The sequence below is a fragment of the Pseudomonas sp. AC083 genome, from assembly GCF_979253165.1.
Genome location: NZ_CEEDDH010000002.1, coordinates 102861 through 119469, shown reverse-complemented (window position 1 = coordinate 119469; position 16609 = coordinate 102861). Strand labels below are relative to the sequence as shown.

22 protein-coding genes and 1 pseudogene are annotated in these 16609 nt (G+C 59.9%); 21 read left to right on the top strand and 2 right to left on the bottom strand.

The window, feature by feature from the left end:
• Positions 1–37: 37 nt before the first annotated feature.
• On the bottom strand, positions 38–1048 hold the full coding sequence (locus AC0IXA_RS03590) for a phage portal protein (RefSeq protein ID WP_471812186.1): 1011 nt from the start codon (positions 1046–1048) through the stop codon (positions 38–40).
• An 11-nt stretch (positions 1049–1059) separates the two neighbouring features.
• The gene (locus AC0IXA_RS03585) at positions 1060–2817 is read right to left on the bottom strand and encodes a terminase ATPase subunit family protein (RefSeq protein WP_471811754.1); all 1758 of its coding nucleotides are present in this window, start codon (positions 2815–2817) and stop codon (positions 1060–1062) included.
• Between the two features lie 169 nt (positions 2818–2986).
• On the opposite strand from AC0IXA_RS03585, the gene AC0IXA_RS03580 reads away from it, so the two are divergent.
• From AC0IXA_RS03580 to AC0IXA_RS03480, 21 genes and pseudogenes are all read left to right on the top strand, one after another.
• The gene (locus AC0IXA_RS03580; RefSeq protein ID WP_471811752.1) at positions 2987–3817 is read left to right on the top strand and encodes a GPO family capsid scaffolding protein; all 831 of its coding nucleotides are present in this window, start codon (positions 2987–2989) and stop codon (positions 3815–3817) included.
• 42 nt (positions 3818–3859) lie between these two features.
• Positions 3860–4867, top strand: a complete 1008-nt coding sequence (locus AC0IXA_RS03575) for a phage major capsid protein, P2 family (protein WP_122699254.1) — start codon at positions 3860–3862, stop codon at positions 4865–4867.
• 10 nt (positions 4868–4877) lie between these two features.
• Entirely contained in the window at positions 4878–5576 is a 699-nt protein-coding gene (locus AC0IXA_RS03570) for a phage terminase small subunit (protein WP_471811750.1), read from the top strand.
• 104 nt (positions 5577–5680) lie between these two features.
• Entirely contained in the window at positions 5681–6151 is a 471-nt protein-coding gene (locus AC0IXA_RS03565) for a head completion/stabilization protein (RefSeq protein WP_471811748.1), read from the top strand.
• The gene (locus AC0IXA_RS03560) at positions 6151–6363 is read left to right on the top strand and encodes a tail protein X (RefSeq protein WP_471811746.1); all 213 of its coding nucleotides are present in this window, start codon (positions 6151–6153) and stop codon (positions 6361–6363) included. The genes AC0IXA_RS03565 and AC0IXA_RS03560 overlap by 1 nt, the downstream gene beginning before the upstream one ends.
• A 45-nt stretch (positions 6364–6408) precedes the next feature.
• The gene (locus AC0IXA_RS03555) at positions 6409–6732 is read left to right on the top strand and encodes a phage holin, lambda family (RefSeq protein WP_197047888.1); all 324 of its coding nucleotides are present in this window, start codon (positions 6409–6411) and stop codon (positions 6730–6732) included.
• A complete protein-coding gene (locus AC0IXA_RS03550; RefSeq protein WP_471811744.1) occupies positions 6729–7571 on the top strand; it encodes an N-acetylmuramidase domain-containing protein in 843 nt (280 codons plus the stop codon). The genes AC0IXA_RS03555 and AC0IXA_RS03550 overlap by 4 nt, the downstream gene beginning before the upstream one ends.
• Positions 7568–7774 carry a hypothetical protein gene (locus tag AC0IXA_RS03545; RefSeq protein ID WP_471811742.1) on the top strand — a complete coding sequence of 69 codons (207 nt, stop codon included), beginning with the start codon at positions 7568–7570 and terminating at the stop codon, positions 7772–7774. Before AC0IXA_RS03550 ends, AC0IXA_RS03545 begins: the two co-directional genes overlap by 4 nt.
• A complete protein-coding gene (gene lysB, locus AC0IXA_RS03540; RefSeq protein WP_471811740.1) occupies positions 7771–8214 on the top strand; it encodes an Rz-like lysis system protein LysB in 444 nt (147 codons plus the stop codon). Before AC0IXA_RS03545 ends, lysB begins: the two co-directional genes overlap by 4 nt.
• A pseudogene (gene lysC, locus AC0IXA_RS03535) lies at positions 8129–8314 on the top strand (Rz1-like lysis system protein LysC); the annotation flags it as partial. The gene lysB and the pseudogene lysC, both read left to right, overlap by 86 nt.
• Positions 8311–8787: a phage tail protein gene (locus AC0IXA_RS03530; RefSeq protein ID WP_471811738.1), complete on the top strand. Its 477-nt coding sequence runs from the start codon at positions 8311–8313 to the stop codon at positions 8785–8787. The pseudogene lysC and the gene AC0IXA_RS03530, both read left to right, overlap by 4 nt.
• Entirely contained in the window at positions 8784–9245 is a 462-nt protein-coding gene (locus AC0IXA_RS03525; RefSeq protein WP_471811736.1) for a phage virion morphogenesis protein, read from the top strand. The genes AC0IXA_RS03530 and AC0IXA_RS03525 overlap by 4 nt, the downstream gene beginning before the upstream one ends.
• A 44-nt stretch (positions 9246–9289) precedes the next feature.
• Entirely contained in the window at positions 9290–9832 is a 543-nt protein-coding gene (locus tag AC0IXA_RS03520; protein WP_471811734.1) for a hypothetical protein, read from the top strand.
• A 91-nt stretch (positions 9833–9923) separates the two neighbouring features.
• A complete protein-coding gene (locus AC0IXA_RS03515) occupies positions 9924–10496 on the top strand; it encodes a phage baseplate assembly protein V (RefSeq protein WP_471811732.1) in 573 nt (190 codons plus the stop codon).
• Positions 10493–10837 (top strand): GPW/gp25 family protein, encoded by a 345-nt coding sequence (locus AC0IXA_RS03510; protein WP_471811730.1) that lies wholly within the window; start codon positions 10493–10495, stop codon positions 10835–10837. Before AC0IXA_RS03515 ends, AC0IXA_RS03510 begins: the two co-directional genes overlap by 4 nt.
• Positions 10834–11745 carry a baseplate J/gp47 family protein gene (locus AC0IXA_RS03505; protein ID WP_471811728.1) on the top strand — a complete coding sequence of 304 codons (912 nt, stop codon included), beginning with the start codon at positions 10834–10836 and terminating at the stop codon, positions 11743–11745. The genes AC0IXA_RS03510 and AC0IXA_RS03505 overlap by 4 nt, the downstream gene beginning before the upstream one ends.
• Entirely contained in the window at positions 11745–12368 is a 624-nt protein-coding gene (locus AC0IXA_RS03500; protein WP_346833842.1) for a phage tail protein I, read from the top strand. Before AC0IXA_RS03505 ends, AC0IXA_RS03500 begins: the two co-directional genes overlap by 1 nt.
• Complete coding sequence (locus AC0IXA_RS03495) at positions 12361–14178, top strand: phage tail protein (protein WP_471811727.1); 1818 nt, start codon at positions 12361–12363, stop codon at positions 14176–14178. The genes AC0IXA_RS03500 and AC0IXA_RS03495 overlap by 8 nt, the downstream gene beginning before the upstream one ends.
• Positions 14175–14726 carry a DUF4376 domain-containing protein gene (locus AC0IXA_RS03490; protein WP_471811725.1) on the top strand — a complete coding sequence of 184 codons (552 nt, stop codon included), beginning with the start codon at positions 14175–14177 and terminating at the stop codon, positions 14724–14726. The genes AC0IXA_RS03495 and AC0IXA_RS03490 overlap by 4 nt, the downstream gene beginning before the upstream one ends.
• A gap of 120 nt (positions 14727–14846) precedes the next feature.
• The gene (locus AC0IXA_RS03485) at positions 14847–16016 is read left to right on the top strand and encodes a phage tail sheath protein (protein ID WP_471811724.1); all 1170 of its coding nucleotides are present in this window, start codon (positions 14847–14849) and stop codon (positions 16014–16016) included.
• A gap of 46 nt (positions 16017–16062) precedes the next feature.
• On the top strand, positions 16063–16578 hold the full coding sequence (locus tag AC0IXA_RS03480; RefSeq protein WP_471811723.1) for a phage major tail tube protein: 516 nt from the start codon (positions 16063–16065) through the stop codon (positions 16576–16578).
• Positions 16579–16609 lie beyond the last annotated feature (31 nt).

Genomic DNA, 16609 nt, shown 5'->3' with positions numbered 1-16609 from the left:
TAAATGGCACTAGGCGCAGTGCCATTAGCATATATATTCATTCAATACGATCATATGTTAGGGATGTGAAAGTAAGAATTTCGTCGCCTAACCAGTCGTTTATTTGCATCATCCGAGTTTGAATAGGCTCCAGTTCATTCGCAGCGTATATCATTGCGGCCTCCCGAATCGACCCGAACCCACCCGCATTCTGCGGAACAATCCCCATCAACTGCGGTGGAATCCGCAAGCTCGCCAACACATCATCCCGCGTCTGATTCTTGATCGAGTTGAATTCATCCTTCGCCGCCACCTCGCTGACCGGGATCAGTTGAATTCCGTCCTTCTTGCCGGTCGGCGAGTAGACGAACAGATTGCGGAAGTTGCCAGGCCCCTTCGATTCCTTCAACGCCTTGCGCAAAGCATCGATGTCAGCCTCGGTCTGCGCCGCATCCGTCATGTAAAGGATGAACCCGGCATGACTGCCGTTCTCGTAGTACTTGCGCCGAAAAAGCGTCGCCGACTCGTTCAGCAACGCCGACTGCAAAGCGCTGATCCACTCCGGCAACCCATAAATCTCCTGGTGCAGATCCGCCTCACGCAAATGAAAAATACTGTCCGGCTCAAACGCGTGTTCATCCTTCCACCCCCGCACTTGGTAGAACTGCCCATCCGGCCCAGCACGCATGTACTTGGCCAAGGGGGTTTCAAGCTTGCGAACCCCACCCAGCCGCGAACGCCGCCCCTCAAAATAGCCATTACCCAAGCACAAAAAGTCCAAGGCAAACTGCTCAAACGAAGCCCGCGAAAGCAGCGGATGCGGGATAAACGTCTTGCTCAACAGGTTCCGCTTGAACATCAATCCCGAATGCAGATGCACGCTCGCCCCCACCGACCGGGCCAGCCCGTCGAGCGACAGCGGCGGCTCATACCACCGCCCATTGAACCAGCACTCCAGATAGTCGAAAACCTCCCGACCACCCAGCACCGGCGTCGGCTCGCCGAAAGAAAACACCTGAGTTCCGGCGCCTGTGGTGGATGTGGTGGCGGGCAACGTCTGGTTGGCCATTTGTTCGGTCATCAATAGATCTCCATACGCCCGGTATTGGCAGTGGTCTGCCCCTCAAGCGGTTCGTGGTGCAATGCGTGAAAGAGCGCCCAAGCCAGGTCGGCGTGGCCGGTGTTGTCGTTGCGGCCGGCGGTGTAGGTGTACTGGCGTCCGCCGGCGGTGACGGTCTTGCGGATCGCCATCAGCGACTGGGCCATGTCGGTCCAGCCGGCATCGAACTCGAGCCGGCCCTTGTGAATTACGTCGTAGGCCTTGAGTACCAGACGGGTTTTGACTTCGGGTGAGTAGCTGAATGTAGTCACCGCCGGGAAGAACTGGCGTACCAGCTGGGCCACGCCGCTGCCCAGACCGGTCACGTCGATCCCGATGTAGGTCACCCAGTAGCGATCGCAGACGCTCTTGATGAACGCGGCTTGCGCGGCGAAGTCCATGCCCCGGAACTGGTGGCGTTCGAGGATGCGAAACTTGCCAACCGGTACCAGGGGCGGCGCGACCACGACCATGCCGGAACAGTCGCCCGTCTCAGCCGGGTCGTAGCCAATCCACACTTGGCGGTCGCCGAACGGCCGCATGGCGAAGGGCTTGTAGTCCTCGGCCCACTCGACCCAGCTGTCCACCATGCACGACTGCAACAGGGTCAGTGGGAAGATGCTCGCGCCGTCGTCGACGAACTCACACATCAGCAGGTTGGCGAACGCCTCGGGACTGTATTCGCGGCGCAGCTCTTCAATGTCAAAGAGGTCGCACCCGCCCCGCTCCGCGTCCAGAATCGTGACGATCTGCCGCCACAACCGATCCTCACAGAACCGGCCCTGCTGGAGCGCGCCGTGGGACACGTCCACCTTCGTATGCTGCGCGGCGGGCTTGCCCTTGTTGAAGCGCTCGCCCGTCCAGAAGGTGTAGGCCTCATGGGCCATACTCGACGGCGTGGAAAAGTAGGTCTTGCGCCACTTCTTGTGCATCGCCATGCCCGAAGCGACTTTGTTCAACTCCTCGAACTTGAACGTCCAGAAGAACTCATCGAAGTAGAAATTGCCGTGATAGCCCTGGGCGGTACGCGCGTTGGTACCGAGGAAAAACAGCTCGGCGCCGTTGGGCAAAACGATGGGATCGCCAGTCAGCTCGACGCCGATAATCTCGCGGCAGAACGCCTGAATGTAGCCCCGGAACAGGTAGGCCTGGTTCTTCGAAGCCGACAGGAAAATCTGGTTGCGCCCGGTGTCGAGCGCATCAATGAACGCCTCGCGGGCGAAGTAGTAAGTCGCGCCAATCTGCCGGCTCTTGAGGATGACGCGTGTGCGCTGATTGCCGGCGCGGTACCAGTCCTTCTGATAGTCGAAACAGCCATCGACGAAGGCCTCGCGTAGCAGCTCGATCTGGTCTTCATCAATCTCGTTTTTGACCGCCTTTTTCTTCGGCTCGGCGTTGCGTTTCGCCAGATTCGGGTTGAGGTCGGTTTCGGTACCGCCCCCCTGAAAGCGCTGGATCCGCGCTTGGCGCTCCAACTGCCGGTGCAGCAGGTCGATCTCTTTGAAGTCGCCGCCGCTCTTATTGTCCTTGAGGATCAACTGCACCAACCGCGCTTCCAGCGCTCCGCCGATACGCTCGACGTTGTCAGCCCGGTCCCACTCATCGCGGGCCTTCCAGCTGTGTAGCGTTTTTTCCTTTTCGCCCGTAGCCTCAGCAATCTCGCAGATACGCCAACCCATCCAGTAGAGGAACTTGGATTGGCGGCGGGGATCGATGGGCAGCAGTGCGGTCGTAGTCATGGCCGCGATGCTGCCGCCCGCGACCGCGACTCAATAGCACCGTCCCTTGTAGTCCCCGGCCTTACAGTCCCGCCTCGTTGCCGCAACTCGCGCGCGTCACGACCATGCCCCTCATCGCAACGCACTGCTCAGCCAACAGCAGGCGCCCTACGCAATGAGGATTCCCGGCATGAAGAAATTTCGCAGCAACTGGTTCCGCGTCGCCGTCGAGGGCGCTACCTCGGACAAGCGCATCATCAAACGTACCTGGCTGGAACAGGCTGCGAAGAACTTCAACCCGTCCACTTACGGCGCCCGCATCTGGCTGGAGCATTACCGGAGTGTGATGCCTGACAGCCCATTCAAGGCCTACGGCGACGTGTTGGCCGTCAAGACCGAAGAAGTGGACATCAACGGCCAAAAGAAACTGGCGCTGTTTGCCCAGGTTGAGCCGACGTCCGATCTGATTGCTATGAACAAGGCGAAGCAGAAGATTTACACGTCCATCGAAATCGACGACAGCTTTGCCGACACCGGTGAGGCGTACATCGTCGGGCTCGCGGTAACCGACTCCCCGGCCAGCCTCGGCACTGATGTTTTGGCGTTCTCGGCGCAGAAGCCAGACGCAAACCCGTTCAAGGATCGCCACTACTCCGCGACTTCGATGTTCACCGAAGCGCTGGAAACCGAGCTGACCTTTGAAGAAATCGAGGACAAACCAAGCCTCGGCGCTCAGCTGTTCAGCAAGGTGCAAATCCTTCTCGGCGGCAAACAGGCCAAGGATGACGCCGAGTTCTCGCAGATTAGCCAAGCCGTCGAAGCCGTCGCCGAGCACGTCAAGGACCTGCCGGACCAACTGACCGCCGAGAAGAAATTCTCCGCCGGCCTGAGTACCCGGCTGGATCAACTGAGCAAGGACTTCACCGAGTTGAAGACCAAGCTCTCCACCACCCAAGACCACAGCCAAAAGACGCGCCCTCCGGTAACCGGTGGCGATAACTCGGTCGTGACCGACTGCTGACAGTCAGCCCCACCAAAGCCCCGAAAACGAAGGACGATCACCATGCGTAACGACACACGAGTTCTGTTCAACGCTTACCTCCAACAGCTGGCCCAGTTGCACGGCGTAAGCGACGTCACCACCAAATTCACCGCCGCGCCGAGCGTTGCCCAGACGCTGGAAACCCGTATTCAGGAATCCAGTTCGTTCCTCAGCTCGATCAATATTTACGGTGTTTCCGAACAGTCCGGCGAAAAAATCGGCATCGGTATCGATGGCACGATTGCGAGCACTACCGACACCACCGTGAAGGATCGCGAACCCCGTGACCCGAGCAGCCTGGACAATCGCGGGTACACCTGCACGCAAACCAACTTCGACACCGGCCTGCGTTACCAAAAGCTGGATCAGTGGGCGAAGTTCAAAGACTTCCAGGCGCGTATTCGCGACGCGATCATCAAAGCCCAGGCACTCAACCGGATCATGATCGGCTGGAACGGTACCAGCCGTGCCGCCACGTCGAACCCGGCCACCAACCCGCTGTTGCAGGACGTCAACATCGGTTGGTTGCAAAAAATGCGCACCGAAAACGAAGCCCGCGTTATGGCCGAGGTAGCGGCTGGCAGCGGCAAGATCGAAATCGGAGCCGGTAAGGACTTCGAAAACATCGATGCACTGGTTGTCAGCATGGTTAACGAGTTTATTGACCCGTGGTATCAGGAAGACACCGATCTGGTGGTCATCTGCGGCCGTCAGCTGTTGGCAGACAAGTACTTCCCGATCATCAACAAAACGCAGGCACCAACTGAAATGCTGGCTGCTGACATCGTGACCAGCCAGAAACGTCTGGGTAATCTGCCGGCCGTTCGCGTGCCGCATTTCCCGCCCAACGGCCTTCTGGTGACTCGCCTCGATAACCTGTCGATCTACTGGCAGGAAGGCACCCGCCGCCGCACCGTCGTCGACAACGCAAAACGCGACCGGATCGAGAACTTCGAATCGGTCAACGAAAGCTATGTGATCGAGGACCTTGGCTGTGCAGCCATGGCCGAAAACATCACCCTGGTTTGAGGGAACGACCATGACAAACCCTTGCCGTCGTCATTTTCAACGCGTCACTGCCGCCAAGGAGGCGGCAGCCGTTGAACCCACGCAAACCATGGCCGGCGCCACGGCCTACGAACATCAGCTCAACCAGTTGCTGCAAGATCGCCTGCGCCTGAAACAGGTGCAATCGAACCAGGGCAAAGCCGAACTCAAACGTCAGCTGTTGCCCGAGTACATCCCCTACGTGCAAGGCGTGCTGGACGCTGGCCAAGGCGCTCAAGACGAAGTGCTGACCACCATCATGGTCTGGCGCTTCGATGCCGGCGACTTCACCGGTGGCCTCGACATCGCGCAGTACGTGCTGCAACACAAAATGGTCATGCCGGACCGCTTCGAACGCACCACCGGCTGCCTCGTCGCCGAAGAGGTCGCGACTGCCGCATTCAAGGCGCAGAAGGTCGGCGAGCCGTTCGACCTGGCCGTCCTGCACCGCACCGCCGAACTGACCGACGCCGAAGACATGCCCGACCAGGCACGCGCCAAGCTGTTCCTCGCCATGGGCCGCGCAACACTAGAAGGCGTCACCGACGAAAAGCCCGGCCAACCCGGCCAGGTTCAAGCCGGCATCGACTTGCTGAAAAAAGCCATCGACCTGCACGACGCCTGCGGTGGCAAAAAGGATCTGGAGCGGGCCGAACGCCTGCTCAACAAACTTGCTGCCGCTGGCAGCTAACCGAGCGTCCCCACGCACCCCGCCGGCTCGGGGCGGATCGGCCTGGCCGCTCCTCCTGAACGTGAAGCCCCGACCACCGGCGACCTACAACAGAGCGCAGATTCATGAGCGGATTCGTAGCGGGCGGCAGCACTACTCCGGCCTCCAGCGGCCACATCAACACCGACCCCTTCTGGCCATCGATCGACCTCGATGACGTGCGCGGCACTTTGCGCATCGACTCCAGCGTCACGCCGATCCGACTGGAAACCGCGACCATCGCCGCCGCCATCAGCGTGAACCGCGAGTTCGCCACTTGGCGCCGCGCCAAACAGGCCGAAGGCTACGCCATCCTCGGGGACGTCCCGGCCGAGCAAATCGAAGGAAAATCTGAACTCGTTCACCTCTATCAACGGGCGATCTACGCCGCGACCGGTGCGGAGATCTGCGAGCGTTACCGCTCCTACGACAGCACCAACAGCGGCAACCAGAACGCCGAAGAACTGGCCCCGAGCATCGACGAATTGCGCCGCGATCAGCGCTGGGCCGTGCGTGACTTCCTCGGCCTCGGCCGTACCACTGTGGAGCTGATCTGATGGCCGTCAGCATCCGCGCCCAACAAAACGACACCGTCGATGCCCTGTGTTGGCGTCACTACGGCCGTACCGCTGGTGTCACCGAAGCAGTACTCGAAGCCAACCCCGGCCTTGCCGACCACGGCCCGACCTTGCCGCAAGGTCTCCTGGTGCAAATGCCAGAAGCCCGAGCCGCCGCCCCGCAACGGCAGATGGTGAACCTATGGGACTGAACAGCCCGCACCGCGCCCTTGAACCCAACCACTCTGGATCATGGAATGAAACGCATGCCTGACCGTCCCGACACCTGGGCCTGGCTCGCCGCTTGGCTCGAACAGAACTGGCCCGCCATTTACTCCGGCCTGCTGGCCGTGATCATTGCGAGCCTTCGTGTGATCTACGGCGGCGGCACCGTGCGCCGGATGGTGATCGAGGCTCCCCTTTGCGGCGCACTCGCTCTGTCCGCCAGTCACGGGCTGTCACTGCTGGGGATTCCGGCAAGCACTGCGCCTTTCTTCGGCGGTGTGATTGGCCTGCTCGGTGTCGAAGGCACTCGCGCAGCCGCCAAGAAGATTTTCAACCGCAAGGTAGAACAGCTATGACCACACTTCGCCACGGTGACCGCTCGCAAGCGGTGCGCAATCTGCAAAAGAGCCTCAACCAACACGGCGCCAAACTGAACGTCGATAGCGATTATGGCGACGCCACGGAACACGCCGTGCGTGCCTATCAGCTCAAGATCGGTTTAGTGGCCGATGGCGTCGCCGGCAGCAAGACACTCAGCGCGCTCACCGGCACCGACTGCCAGCAGTTGCTGAAGAACGCCGACCTGGTCAAGGCCGCCGAACGCCTCGGCGTGCCGCTGGCCAGCGTCTACTCGGTCAATGAAGTTGAATCGAAAGGCAGTGGCTTTCTCGATAACTGCAAACCGGTGATCCTGTTCGAACGACACATCATGTATCGCCAACTGACGAAGGTCCGCCACGAAGGCGACGACCCCGCCGCGCTCAAACGCCACGCTGATCAGTTGGCCGCAACCAACCCGGCCATCGTCAATCCGAAATCCGGCGGCTACGCCGGCGGTAGCGCCGAACACCACCGCCTGGCGACTGCTCGCCTGATCGACGACACCGCCGCATTGGAATCCGCGTCATGGGGCGCGTTCCAGATCATGGGCTTTCACTGGCAGCGCTTGGGCTACAGCAGCGTGCAAGAATTCGTCGCCGCCATGAGCGCAGGCGAGTCGCATCAGTTCGACGCGTTCGTCCGCTTCATCGAAACCGACCCGGTGCTTCACAAGGCGCTGAAGGGCCGCAAATGGGCCGAGTTCGCCAAGCTCTACAACGGACCGGATTACCAGCGAAACCTGTACGACATCAAACTCCAGCGCGCCTACGAACGGCACGACGACTGCGGTTGTGGGCAAGCGGTGGCAGCATGATCGACTTCGACGCGGTGCAGCGGCTGAATGTACAAGACGGCGATCTGCTGGTAGTGCCAGAGGACAGCGATCAGCAGGACATGGTGCAGCTGCGTGACGCGCTCCGCATCCAGAACCCTCAGCGCAAAGTCATCATCATTCGCGGCCCGATCCAGCACATGGACATTGGCGACATGAATCAGCTCGGCTGGTACCGGGCGTGAGCATCCTGCGGCAGGCCTTGCTCGGCGTTGCATTACTTGCAGCGCTGGGGCTGCTGATCTGGAGCCAGGAGCTGCGCATCAGCGGGGCGAACAAAGACAAGCAACTGGCCGAGCAAGACGCCAGCCGCGCGAAAGAACAAGCCGAACGCAACCTCGCCAACGCCAACGCGTTGCGCGACACCCTGCAACAGGAACGCAATGCCCAGACCTCCCTGCGCGCGCAACAGGATCAGCTGCGCCAAGGCCTGGCAAAGCGCGAACTCACCATTGAGGCTCTGAAACGTGAAAACGCCGATTTACGCAAATGGGCTGACCAGCCTTTGCCTGATGCTGCTCGCCGGCTGCGCGAGCGCCCCGCCTTCACCGGCGCCGACGCTTATCGTCAGTGGCTGTCCGGCCGTGGTGCCGTGCACGCTGCCGGCGACCAGTCCGCGCAGTAACGGCGATCAGCTCACCGATCAGGATCGCGTCGAAGCCGCTTGGGCAGACTGTGCGAGCCAAGTGGACATGGTTTACCAACACCAGCAGGCCCAACCATGAACAAGCCCGACAGCCTGAAAGCCCACCTGCTCGCCACGGTGGCCGAACTCAAGCACAACCCCGATCGACTGTTGATCTTCATCGACAACGGCAAAATCCGCTGCACCGCCGCGCAGTCGCTGTCGTTCGAGTACAGCTTCGACCTGCAAGTCATCCTCACAGACTTCGCCGGCCATCCCGACAGCGTCATGTTGCCGCTGCTGGGCTGGTTGAGCGTCCATCAATCCGAACTGCTGGAGAACTTGAACAAAGCCGCTGACGGCATTCAGTTCGAGGCTGACATTCTCGACAACAGCAAAGTGGATATGAGCCTGACGCTGCCGCTGACCGAGCGTGTGGTGGTGGGTAAGGACGATCAGGGCAACACCACCATTCGACATCCTGGCGAGCCGCAACGGGCTGCTGACTTTCTTGATCCAAAGTGGATACCTGGTGCGCAGGGTACTGGTGGTGAGTGGGTGCTGCCGAAATGACTGATCGACTGGTAGCGCTAGAGGATTGGGCGGCGGGATTGCTGGGCCAGCTTGAGCCGGCGTCGCGCAACAAGTTAGCCCGAAGCGTTGGCCAGGCATTGCGTCGAAGCCAGCAGCAACGAATCATTGCCCAGCAGAATCCGGATGGCAGTAAATATGCGCCGCGCAAGCGAAGGGATTTGAGAGGTAAACAAGGCCGGATGAAACGCAAAGTGAAGATGTTTCAGAAGCTGCGCACAGCGACTTTCCTTAAAATGCATGGTGACGACAAGGTCATCAGTTTGGGTTTTACCGGGCGGGTCGCCCGAATGGCCCGGGTTCACCAATACGGTCTTAGGGATAGACCAGGACCTAATGCCCGAGATGTTAAATACGACATGAGGGAGCTACTCGGATTTACAGAAGCCGACCTCGATACGATACGGGATGGACTACTGAGCTATCTCACAGGCATTTAATTCGCTAATATTTTTTCACCGCTTTTTAAAGGACTGAATTAGACATGACAAAAAAACAAAAAATCATGCTGCTTGTGATTTTTCTAGTTGGCTGTTTCGCTCTTTTCTACGGAACACCAAAGCTCTTGAGCTCAGCATATGCCGAACTTGGATTCTTATGCACCGTCATGGGGATAGCGATTGTATTCATCACCTTATTGGAGATTGAACAGGATCGATTCATTAAGGGAATGTGGCTAATTGCGCTAGCCGTTCTTTACCCAATTTTTTATCCAGAGTATCTAAAACTTTGGATGCACCCACTACTAGTACCTGAAGATATTGGCAAACAAATAGAACTACTCAACCAAGTGATTTTGCTTGCTTGCTCAGGAGCTGGGGGCAGCATAATCGCAAACCACGCCGATACAAATACTCGCGAATACCGCGCAAAGATAAGTACTGTGTCGCAATCCATAGATAACACTGAAAAAATTGAACAGCTGCTAAAGCACTCAAAAGATCTGAATAGAAAATTCAACTTTTTGATTCTGTCTTGCGTTGCTGTGATTCTTACCGTTGCCATCGGTACTTTGATCGTGAAATGACTCACTCCACGTAACTGAGTAAACGTGTACGACGCTTGTTTACAAGCACCAGAGACTGCACCTGCAAGTGGATGGCGCCACCATCGGCGCCATGAACGACTTAGCCACCCTCGCCCGCCTGATCGAAAACCTCATCCGCCTCGGCACCATCGCTGCCGTCCAGATGAAGCCCCCGCGCGTGCAGGTCAAAACTGGATCGCTCACCACCGGCTGGCTCCCATGGATCGCCGCGCGCGCCGGCGCCGACCGGGAATGGAACCCGCCCACTAAAGGCGAGCAGGTCATTCTGTTCAGCCCATCCGGTCAACTCGGCAACGGCGTGGTCCTGACAGGCGTTTTCAGTGACGACATGCCGGCCAATGGCGACCGCGAAGGGCTGCACCGAACAACCTACCGCGACGGCACGGTCATCGAGTACGACAGCGTCACGCACTACCTCAACGCCACGCTGGCCGAAGGCGGCACCACCAACCTGATCAGCACGGGAGGCATCCACATCGTCGGCCCGATCACCCACGAGGGCGACTACACCCAGACCGGTAACCAGAACATCACCGGCGCGGTCACTGTGTCCGAAGATGTCATCGCGGCCGGCATCAGTCTGGTGAAGCACCTGCACGGTGGTGTCATGCATGGCGGCGCGAAAACAGGGAAACCTGAATGAACCGAGAAACCGGCGCAGCCCTCGACCTAATCGAACACATTGCCCAGTCGATCACCGACATCCTGACCACTCGCATCGGCACCCGTGTCATGCGCCGCGAATACGGCAGTCTGCTCCCTGAGCTGGTCGATCAGCCGTTTAACGACTTCACCCGTTTGCAGGTCTTCGCCGCTACCGTCATGGCGCTGATGCGCTGGGAAACCCGCATCAGCCTCAGCCGTATCCAGTTCATCGGCGCGAACCTTCAGGGCCAGGCGTCGCTGGAGTTCGAAGGCACCATCGTCGACAACAATCAGCCGCTGAGCCTAAGCGTGCCTCTGCAACTGGGAGGCAGCGTATGAATACTTTCGTCGCCATCGACCTCGGCCAACTACCAGCGCCGCAGATCGTCGAACAGATCGATTACGAGCAGATCCTCGCCGAGCGCAAGGCCTACGCCGTCAGCCTCTGGCCCGCTGAGGAACAAGCCGAGATTGCCGCCCGCCTCAACATGGAGTCGGAGCCGCTGACCAAATTACTCGAGGAAAACGCCTACCGCGAAACTGTCTGGCGTCAGCGGGTCAACGAAGCATCCGTCGCCAATATGCTCGCACTGGCCAAAGGCACCGACCTCGAACAGCTCGCCGCCAACTTCAACGTGAAGCGGCTGGTCATTCAAGCTGCAAATCCAACAGCCGTGCCGCCCCTCCCCAAGCTGATGGAAAGCGACGACAGCCTGCGCGAGCGTGCGCAAATGGCCTGGGAAGGCCTCAGCACCGCCGGCCCGCGCAACAGCTACATCTTCCACGCCCGGTCCGCTGACGGTCAGGTCGCCGACGCTACTGCCGAAAGCCCGGCCCCGGCCGAAGCCGTGGTCACCGTGCAATCCGTGCTGGGCGATGGCACCGCGTCGCCGGCACTGCTCGATCAGGTCAAGGCCTACCTTAGCGACGACGACCGTCGACCAGTTGCAGATCGCCTGACTGTGCAAGGCGCGGAGATCATCAACTACCAAATCAAGGCCAAGATCTACCCACTCACCAACGGGCCGGAAACCGAACTAGTGCTCGCAGCAGCCGAAGCCCAGTTGCTCCAGTTCGTGCATCAGCGCCGACGCCTGGCACTGGAGGTTTCTGAATCCATCGTGCATGCCGCGTTGCACGTCGAGGGCGTGCGCAAAGTCGTGCTGGAAGACTGGGAAGACATCGTCGCCACCAAATACCAGGCGCCGTATTGCACGAACGTGGAACTGACATTGGGGGTTGAGTGATGACCTACCAACCCCTGCTGCCGGGCAATTCGACACCACTGGAGCGCCAAGCCGCGCAGGCCTTGGCAGAAATCCAGCGCGTACCGATTCCGTTGCGCACGCTCTACAACCCTGACCTGTGTCCCCTGCCCTTATTGCCGTACCTGGCCTGGGCGTTTTCGGTCGATCGCTGGGACAGCAAATGGTCAGAAGCCGCCAAGCGCGCAGCCTGCCGTGCCGCGTATTACGTGCACTCGCACAAGGGCACCATCGGCGCTTTGCGCCGGGTCGTTGAACCGCTCGGCTACCTGATCGAGGTCGCCGAATGGTGGCAGACCGTTCCCCCCGGCACACCGGGCACCTTCGCCTTGCGCATCGGCGTTCTCGACTCCGGCATCACCGAAGCGATGTACCAGGAACTGGTCTGGCTGATCGACGACGCAAAACCCCTTACCCGGCACCTGACCGGTCTCGACATCGTGCTTGAAACCAAACTCGACGCCTTCGTTGGTTTCGCTGTTTACGACGGCGATGAAATCGACGTGTACCCCTGGAACAACCCGGACATCGATGTCGCGATCCGGGGTTACAGCGGCGTAAGCCTTTACACCCTCGACGAACTGGACGTTTATCCCCATGGTTGATCAGAATTCTATTTTCGGCGGCATGCTGACGACGCAGGGCGCCGCAAAGAAAACCAACTGCGACGCCCTCGGTATTCCGTGGAAGCCGAGCCATATGCTGATTGGCGACGCCAATGGCACCGACCCGGTACCGAGTCCTTCTCAGACCAAGTTGATCAATCAGCGGTATCGCGCTCAGATCAATCAATTGTTCGTTTCACCTACCGATGAAAACGTCCTGATTGCCGAACTGGTGTTGCCGCCCGACGTCGGCGGCTGGTGGATCCGTGAACTGGCCCTTGAAGACAAGGACGGCGTGTTTAGCGCGGTGGCCAACGTCGCGCCGAGCTACAAGCCTCTGCTCGCCCAAGGCTCTGGCCGCAACCAGGTGGTGCGGATGCACATCATCACCAGCGGCACGTCGAACATTCAGTTAAAGATTGATCCGTCGGTAGTGCTGGCGACACGGAAATACGTCGATGACTCAGTAAAAAGTGCGCTGCCCGCAGACAAACAGGCGGGGCAATTCACTCGCGTCAAGACCGATAATCGAGGGGTCGTACTGTCGGGAGATAACCCGGACACACTGGCCGCGATGGGCATCAAGGACACCTACACAGCGGCCGAAATAGACGAGCTGATTGCCAAAGCGACGGCAATGCCAGTGGGTACCGTCGTGTCGTTCCCGCTGAACAAGATGCCGGCCGGCTTTGTTGAGCTGGATGGCAGCGTGAAGAGCAGCACCGTCTATCCGGATCTGTCGGCTTATCTCGGGACCGCTTTCAACAAGGGGAACGAAGGCGCCGGCAACTTCCGTCTGCCGGATCTGCGCGCTGAGTTCCTCCGGGGTTGGGATCATGGCCGGGGTATTGATGCGGGGCGAGCGATTGGCAGCGCCCAGCTCGGCACGCTCGTGGTGTTTGACAGCAACTATAGCGGCGGCGCATCGGTTGATATCGCACGCGCTACGGCGGTCGAGGCTCAGGCGGATACCTATAAGGATTCGGATTATCCCAATGTCGGAATCTCTTACACGACAGCGGGCGTAACCGCTGGTGCGTACCCTTCCGGCGGCGGCGTCGCCCGGCCGCGTAACGTCGCGGTGATGTGGTGTATCAAGGCTTGGAGTGCGCCGGTTAATCAGGGCGTGATTGACGTCGGTGTTTTGGCCGATGAAGTGCGCAAGGCGACGGGGCGTCTGATCGGCACGCGGCGAATTCGCGCAACGCAGGTTTACTGGTCGACACCTGGTACCAACAAAGTCCGGGTGAAGGGACAGGGTGCCGGCGCTGCTGGCGGCGGTGCGGCATCAACCGCGAGCGGTCAGGTTTCCGCCGGTTGCGGCGGCGGTGCGGGAGCGCCATTTGATACGTGGATCACCAGCGGTTTCGATGGTGTGACGGTCACAATCGGTAAGGGCGGCACCGGTGTGCTCGTTGGTCCAGGCAATAACGGCGGCGCAACTTCGTTCGGATCACATGTCACCGCGCCGGGCGGAATCGGTGGCGGGTTGTCGGCGAACATGGTGCCGCCGCTTTACCTCGGCCAGACCCCGAATTCACAGCCGGCAGTCGGCGCGACTATCAAGAACGGTTCGGGCAAGGGTGGCGGTGGCGTCATTGGGCCAAAAACGGATTTTGTCGTGTCTGGCGAGGGCGGTGCGAGCGAAATGGGGCCGGGTGGTAACTCAATTTCAACCAGCTCGCAGGGGGCTGATGCGGTCAATCCGGGTGCGGGTGGTGGCGGTGCGGTTGCGCTTCCTTCCTACCCTGCTCATTTGCGTGGTGGCCATGGTGCTGATGGCTGGGTCGATGTTGAGGAGTGGACATGAGTATTTATGCGCGGATATATGCCGATCAGGTGTTTGAGTTTGTCGAGGTGAGCGGCGATATCTCGACGATGTATCACCCCTCCATGATCTGGGTGTGTATGGACGGCATCGAGCCAGCGCCGGCCATTGGCTGGAAAGCGATCGAGATGGACGGAGCGTGGCAATTTTCGCCGCCAGGGTTGCCCGTCGTGGTTCCTCAACCGCTGAGTGAAATTATCGCCGCCGAGCGTTTCAGGCGGGAGGGCACCGGCGTCACAGTCGAAGGGCTGTCCATCGAGACGACACGCGACAGCCAGGCGTTGATTGCCAGTACCGGATTGTCCGCAGTCCTGGATCCGGACTATCGCTGCAACTTCAAAACGGCCGCCGGTTTCGTCGAGATCGGATCGGCGCAAATTATTGCCATAGCCAAGGCCGTGCGTGCACACGTTCAGGCATGTTTCGACCGCGAACATGCATTGTTGCAGGCGATTGAAGCTGGCGAGTATCGCGATGAAATGCTCAATGAGGGTTGGCCGGATTCGAAGACACCAACCGGCGAATCGTAATCTGTCTCGTCGGGAGGCGCTGTCCTGTAGCGCCTCTCCCTACAAGTCCCAGCCCTCGCCCATCCGGCGCGCGCGCGGCAGCCTGTGCACTGTCATCCCATTTACTGCGCAGGCAAATCCATGGCCGATTATCTTCACGGCGTGCGGGTGCTCGAACTCAACGACGGCACCCGCCCCATTCGCACCATCCCCACCGCCGTCATCGGCATGGTCTGCACGGCCGACGATGCCGACGCTACCGTCTTCCCGCTCGACACGCCGGTGCTGCTTACCAACGTGCAGACCGCCGTCGGCAAAGCCGGCACCACCGGCACCCTCGCCGCCAGCCTGCAAGCCATCGCTGACCAGACCAAGCCCTACACCATCGTCGTGCGCGTCAAGGCAGGCGCCACCGAGGCGGAAACGGCCAGCGCGTTGATCGGCACCACCACCGCCGAAGGCAAATACACCGGCATGAAAGCCTTGCTCGCCGCAAAGGCCAAAGTCGGCATGGTGCCGCGCATCCTCGGCGTGCCAGGCCTCGACAGCCAACCAGTGGCCACCGCTCTGGCGAGCATTGCTCAACAACTACGCGCCTTCAGTTATGTCAGCGCTTGGGACTGCAAAACCAAGGAAGAAGCCGTCGCCTACCGCGAGAACTTCGGTGCCCGTGAAGTGATGGTGATCTGGCCGGACTTCCAGAACTGGGACACCGTCACCAGCGCCACCGTCAAGGCCTCGGCCGTCGCCCGTGCACTCGGTCTGCGCGCCAAGATCGACCAGGAAGTGGGCTGGCACAAAACCCTGTCCAACGTCGCGGTTAACGGCGTTACTGGCATCAGCGCCGACGTGTTCTGGGATCTGCAAAACCCGGCCACCGATGCCAATTACCTCAACGGCAACGAAGTCACCACCTTGATCAACGAGGGCGGCTTCCGCTTCTGGGGCAGCCGCACGTGCAGCGACGATCCGCTGTTTGCTTTCGAGAACTACACCCGCACCGCGCAGATCCTCGCCGACACCATGGCCGAGGCGCAGATGTGGGCCGTGGACAAGCCCATGCACCCGTCCTTGGTGCGCGACATGATCGAAAGCATCAAGGCCAAGTTCCGCGAAATGGTCGGCAGCGGTTACCTCATTGGTGGCGACTGCTGGTACCCGGAAGAGATCAACGACAAGGACACGCTCAAGGCCGGCAAGCTCTACCTCGATTATGACTACACGCCCGTGCCGCCGCTGGAAGACTTGACCCTTCGCCAGCGCATCACCGACCGCTACCTGATCCAGTTCGCCAGCAAAGTGAACGCCTGAATCGGCGCTCCCCTGCGGGGGAGTCCGTACCCCGGAGACCAACGCCATGGCCATGCCTCGCAAACTTAAAAACATGAACCTGTTTAACGACGGCAACACCTACCAAGGCGTTGCCAAAAGCGTCACCCCGCCGCCGCTCGGTCGCAAGATGGAAAGCTATCGCGGCGGCGGCATGAACGGCCCGGTCAAGGCCGACCTCGGCTTCTCCGACGACGGCATCCAGTTCGAATGGAAAACCGGCGGGTTGGATCTGATCGCGCTTCGGCAATTTGCCAGCGTCAACGCGTCCGGCGTGCAGCTGCGCTTTGCCGGCTCTTTCCAGCAGGACGACACCGGCGAAGTCAGCGCCGTGGAAATCATCGTGCGTGGCCGTCACGAGACCATCGAGATGGGCGACGCGGCGCCTGGTGAAGACACCGAACACAGCATCACCACCACATGCAGCTACTACAAGCTCATCGTCGACAACGAAGACATCATCGAGATCGACTTGCTCAACTTCATCGAGAAGGTCAACGGCGTGGACATGCTGGAGAAACAGCGTTCTGCCATCGGCCTTTGACCGCCCCCTAAAACCATTACCCGGAGCAACA

Coding starts and splice junctions, on each gene's coding strand:
- AC0IXA_RS03590 (WP_471812186.1), bottom strand. CDS start 1,048: ATGGCCAACCAGACGTTGCCCGCCACCACATCCACCACAGGCGCCGGA.
- AC0IXA_RS03550 (WP_471811744.1), top strand. CDS start 6,729: ATGACCACACTTCGCCACGGTGACCGCTCGCAAGCGGTGCGCAATCTG.
- AC0IXA_RS03575 (WP_122699254.1), top strand. CDS start 3,860: ATGCGTAACGACACACGAGTTCTGTTCAACGCTTACCTCCAACAGCTG.
- AC0IXA_RS03490 (WP_471811725.1), top strand. CDS start 14,175: ATGAGTATTTATGCGCGGATATATGCCGATCAGGTGTTTGAGTTTGTC.
- AC0IXA_RS03510 (WP_471811730.1), top strand. CDS start 10,493: ATGAACCGAGAAACCGGCGCAGCCCTCGACCTAATCGAACACATTGCC.
- AC0IXA_RS03500 (WP_346833842.1), top strand. CDS start 11,745: ATGACCTACCAACCCCTGCTGCCGGGCAATTCGACACCACTGGAGCGC.
- AC0IXA_RS03505 (WP_471811728.1), top strand. CDS start 10,834: ATGAATACTTTCGTCGCCATCGACCTCGGCCAACTACCAGCGCCGCAG.
- AC0IXA_RS03525 (WP_471811736.1), top strand. CDS start 8,784: ATGACTGATCGACTGGTAGCGCTAGAGGATTGGGCGGCGGGATTGCTG.
- AC0IXA_RS03545 (WP_471811742.1), top strand. CDS start 7,568: ATGATCGACTTCGACGCGGTGCAGCGGCTGAATGTACAAGACGGCGAT.
- AC0IXA_RS03580 (WP_471811752.1), top strand. CDS start 2,987: ATGAAGAAATTTCGCAGCAACTGGTTCCGCGTCGCCGTCGAGGGCGCT.
- AC0IXA_RS03555 (WP_197047888.1), top strand. CDS start 6,409: ATGAAACGCATGCCTGACCGTCCCGACACCTGGGCCTGGCTCGCCGCT.
- AC0IXA_RS03585 (WP_471811754.1), bottom strand. CDS start 2,817: ATGACTACGACCGCACTGCTGCCCATCGATCCCCGCCGCCAATCCAAG.
- AC0IXA_RS03495 (WP_471811727.1), top strand. CDS start 12,361: ATGGTTGATCAGAATTCTATTTTCGGCGGCATGCTGACGACGCAGGGC.
- AC0IXA_RS03560 (WP_471811746.1), top strand. CDS start 6,151: ATGGCCGTCAGCATCCGCGCCCAACAAAACGACACCGTCGATGCCCTG.
- AC0IXA_RS03520 (WP_471811734.1), top strand. CDS start 9,290: ATGACAAAAAAACAAAAAATCATGCTGCTTGTGATTTTTCTAGTTGGC.
- AC0IXA_RS03515 (WP_471811732.1), top strand. CDS start 9,924: ATGAACGACTTAGCCACCCTCGCCCGCCTGATCGAAAACCTCATCCGC.
- AC0IXA_RS03530 (WP_471811738.1), top strand. CDS start 8,311: ATGAACAAGCCCGACAGCCTGAAAGCCCACCTGCTCGCCACGGTGGCC.
- AC0IXA_RS03480 (WP_471811723.1), top strand. CDS start 16,063: ATGGCCATGCCTCGCAAACTTAAAAACATGAACCTGTTTAACGACGGC.
- AC0IXA_RS03565 (WP_471811748.1), top strand. CDS start 5,681: ATGAGCGGATTCGTAGCGGGCGGCAGCACTACTCCGGCCTCCAGCGGC.
- AC0IXA_RS03485 (WP_471811724.1), top strand. CDS start 14,847: ATGGCCGATTATCTTCACGGCGTGCGGGTGCTCGAACTCAACGACGGC.
- AC0IXA_RS03570 (WP_471811750.1), top strand. CDS start 4,878: ATGACAAACCCTTGCCGTCGTCATTTTCAACGCGTCACTGCCGCCAAG.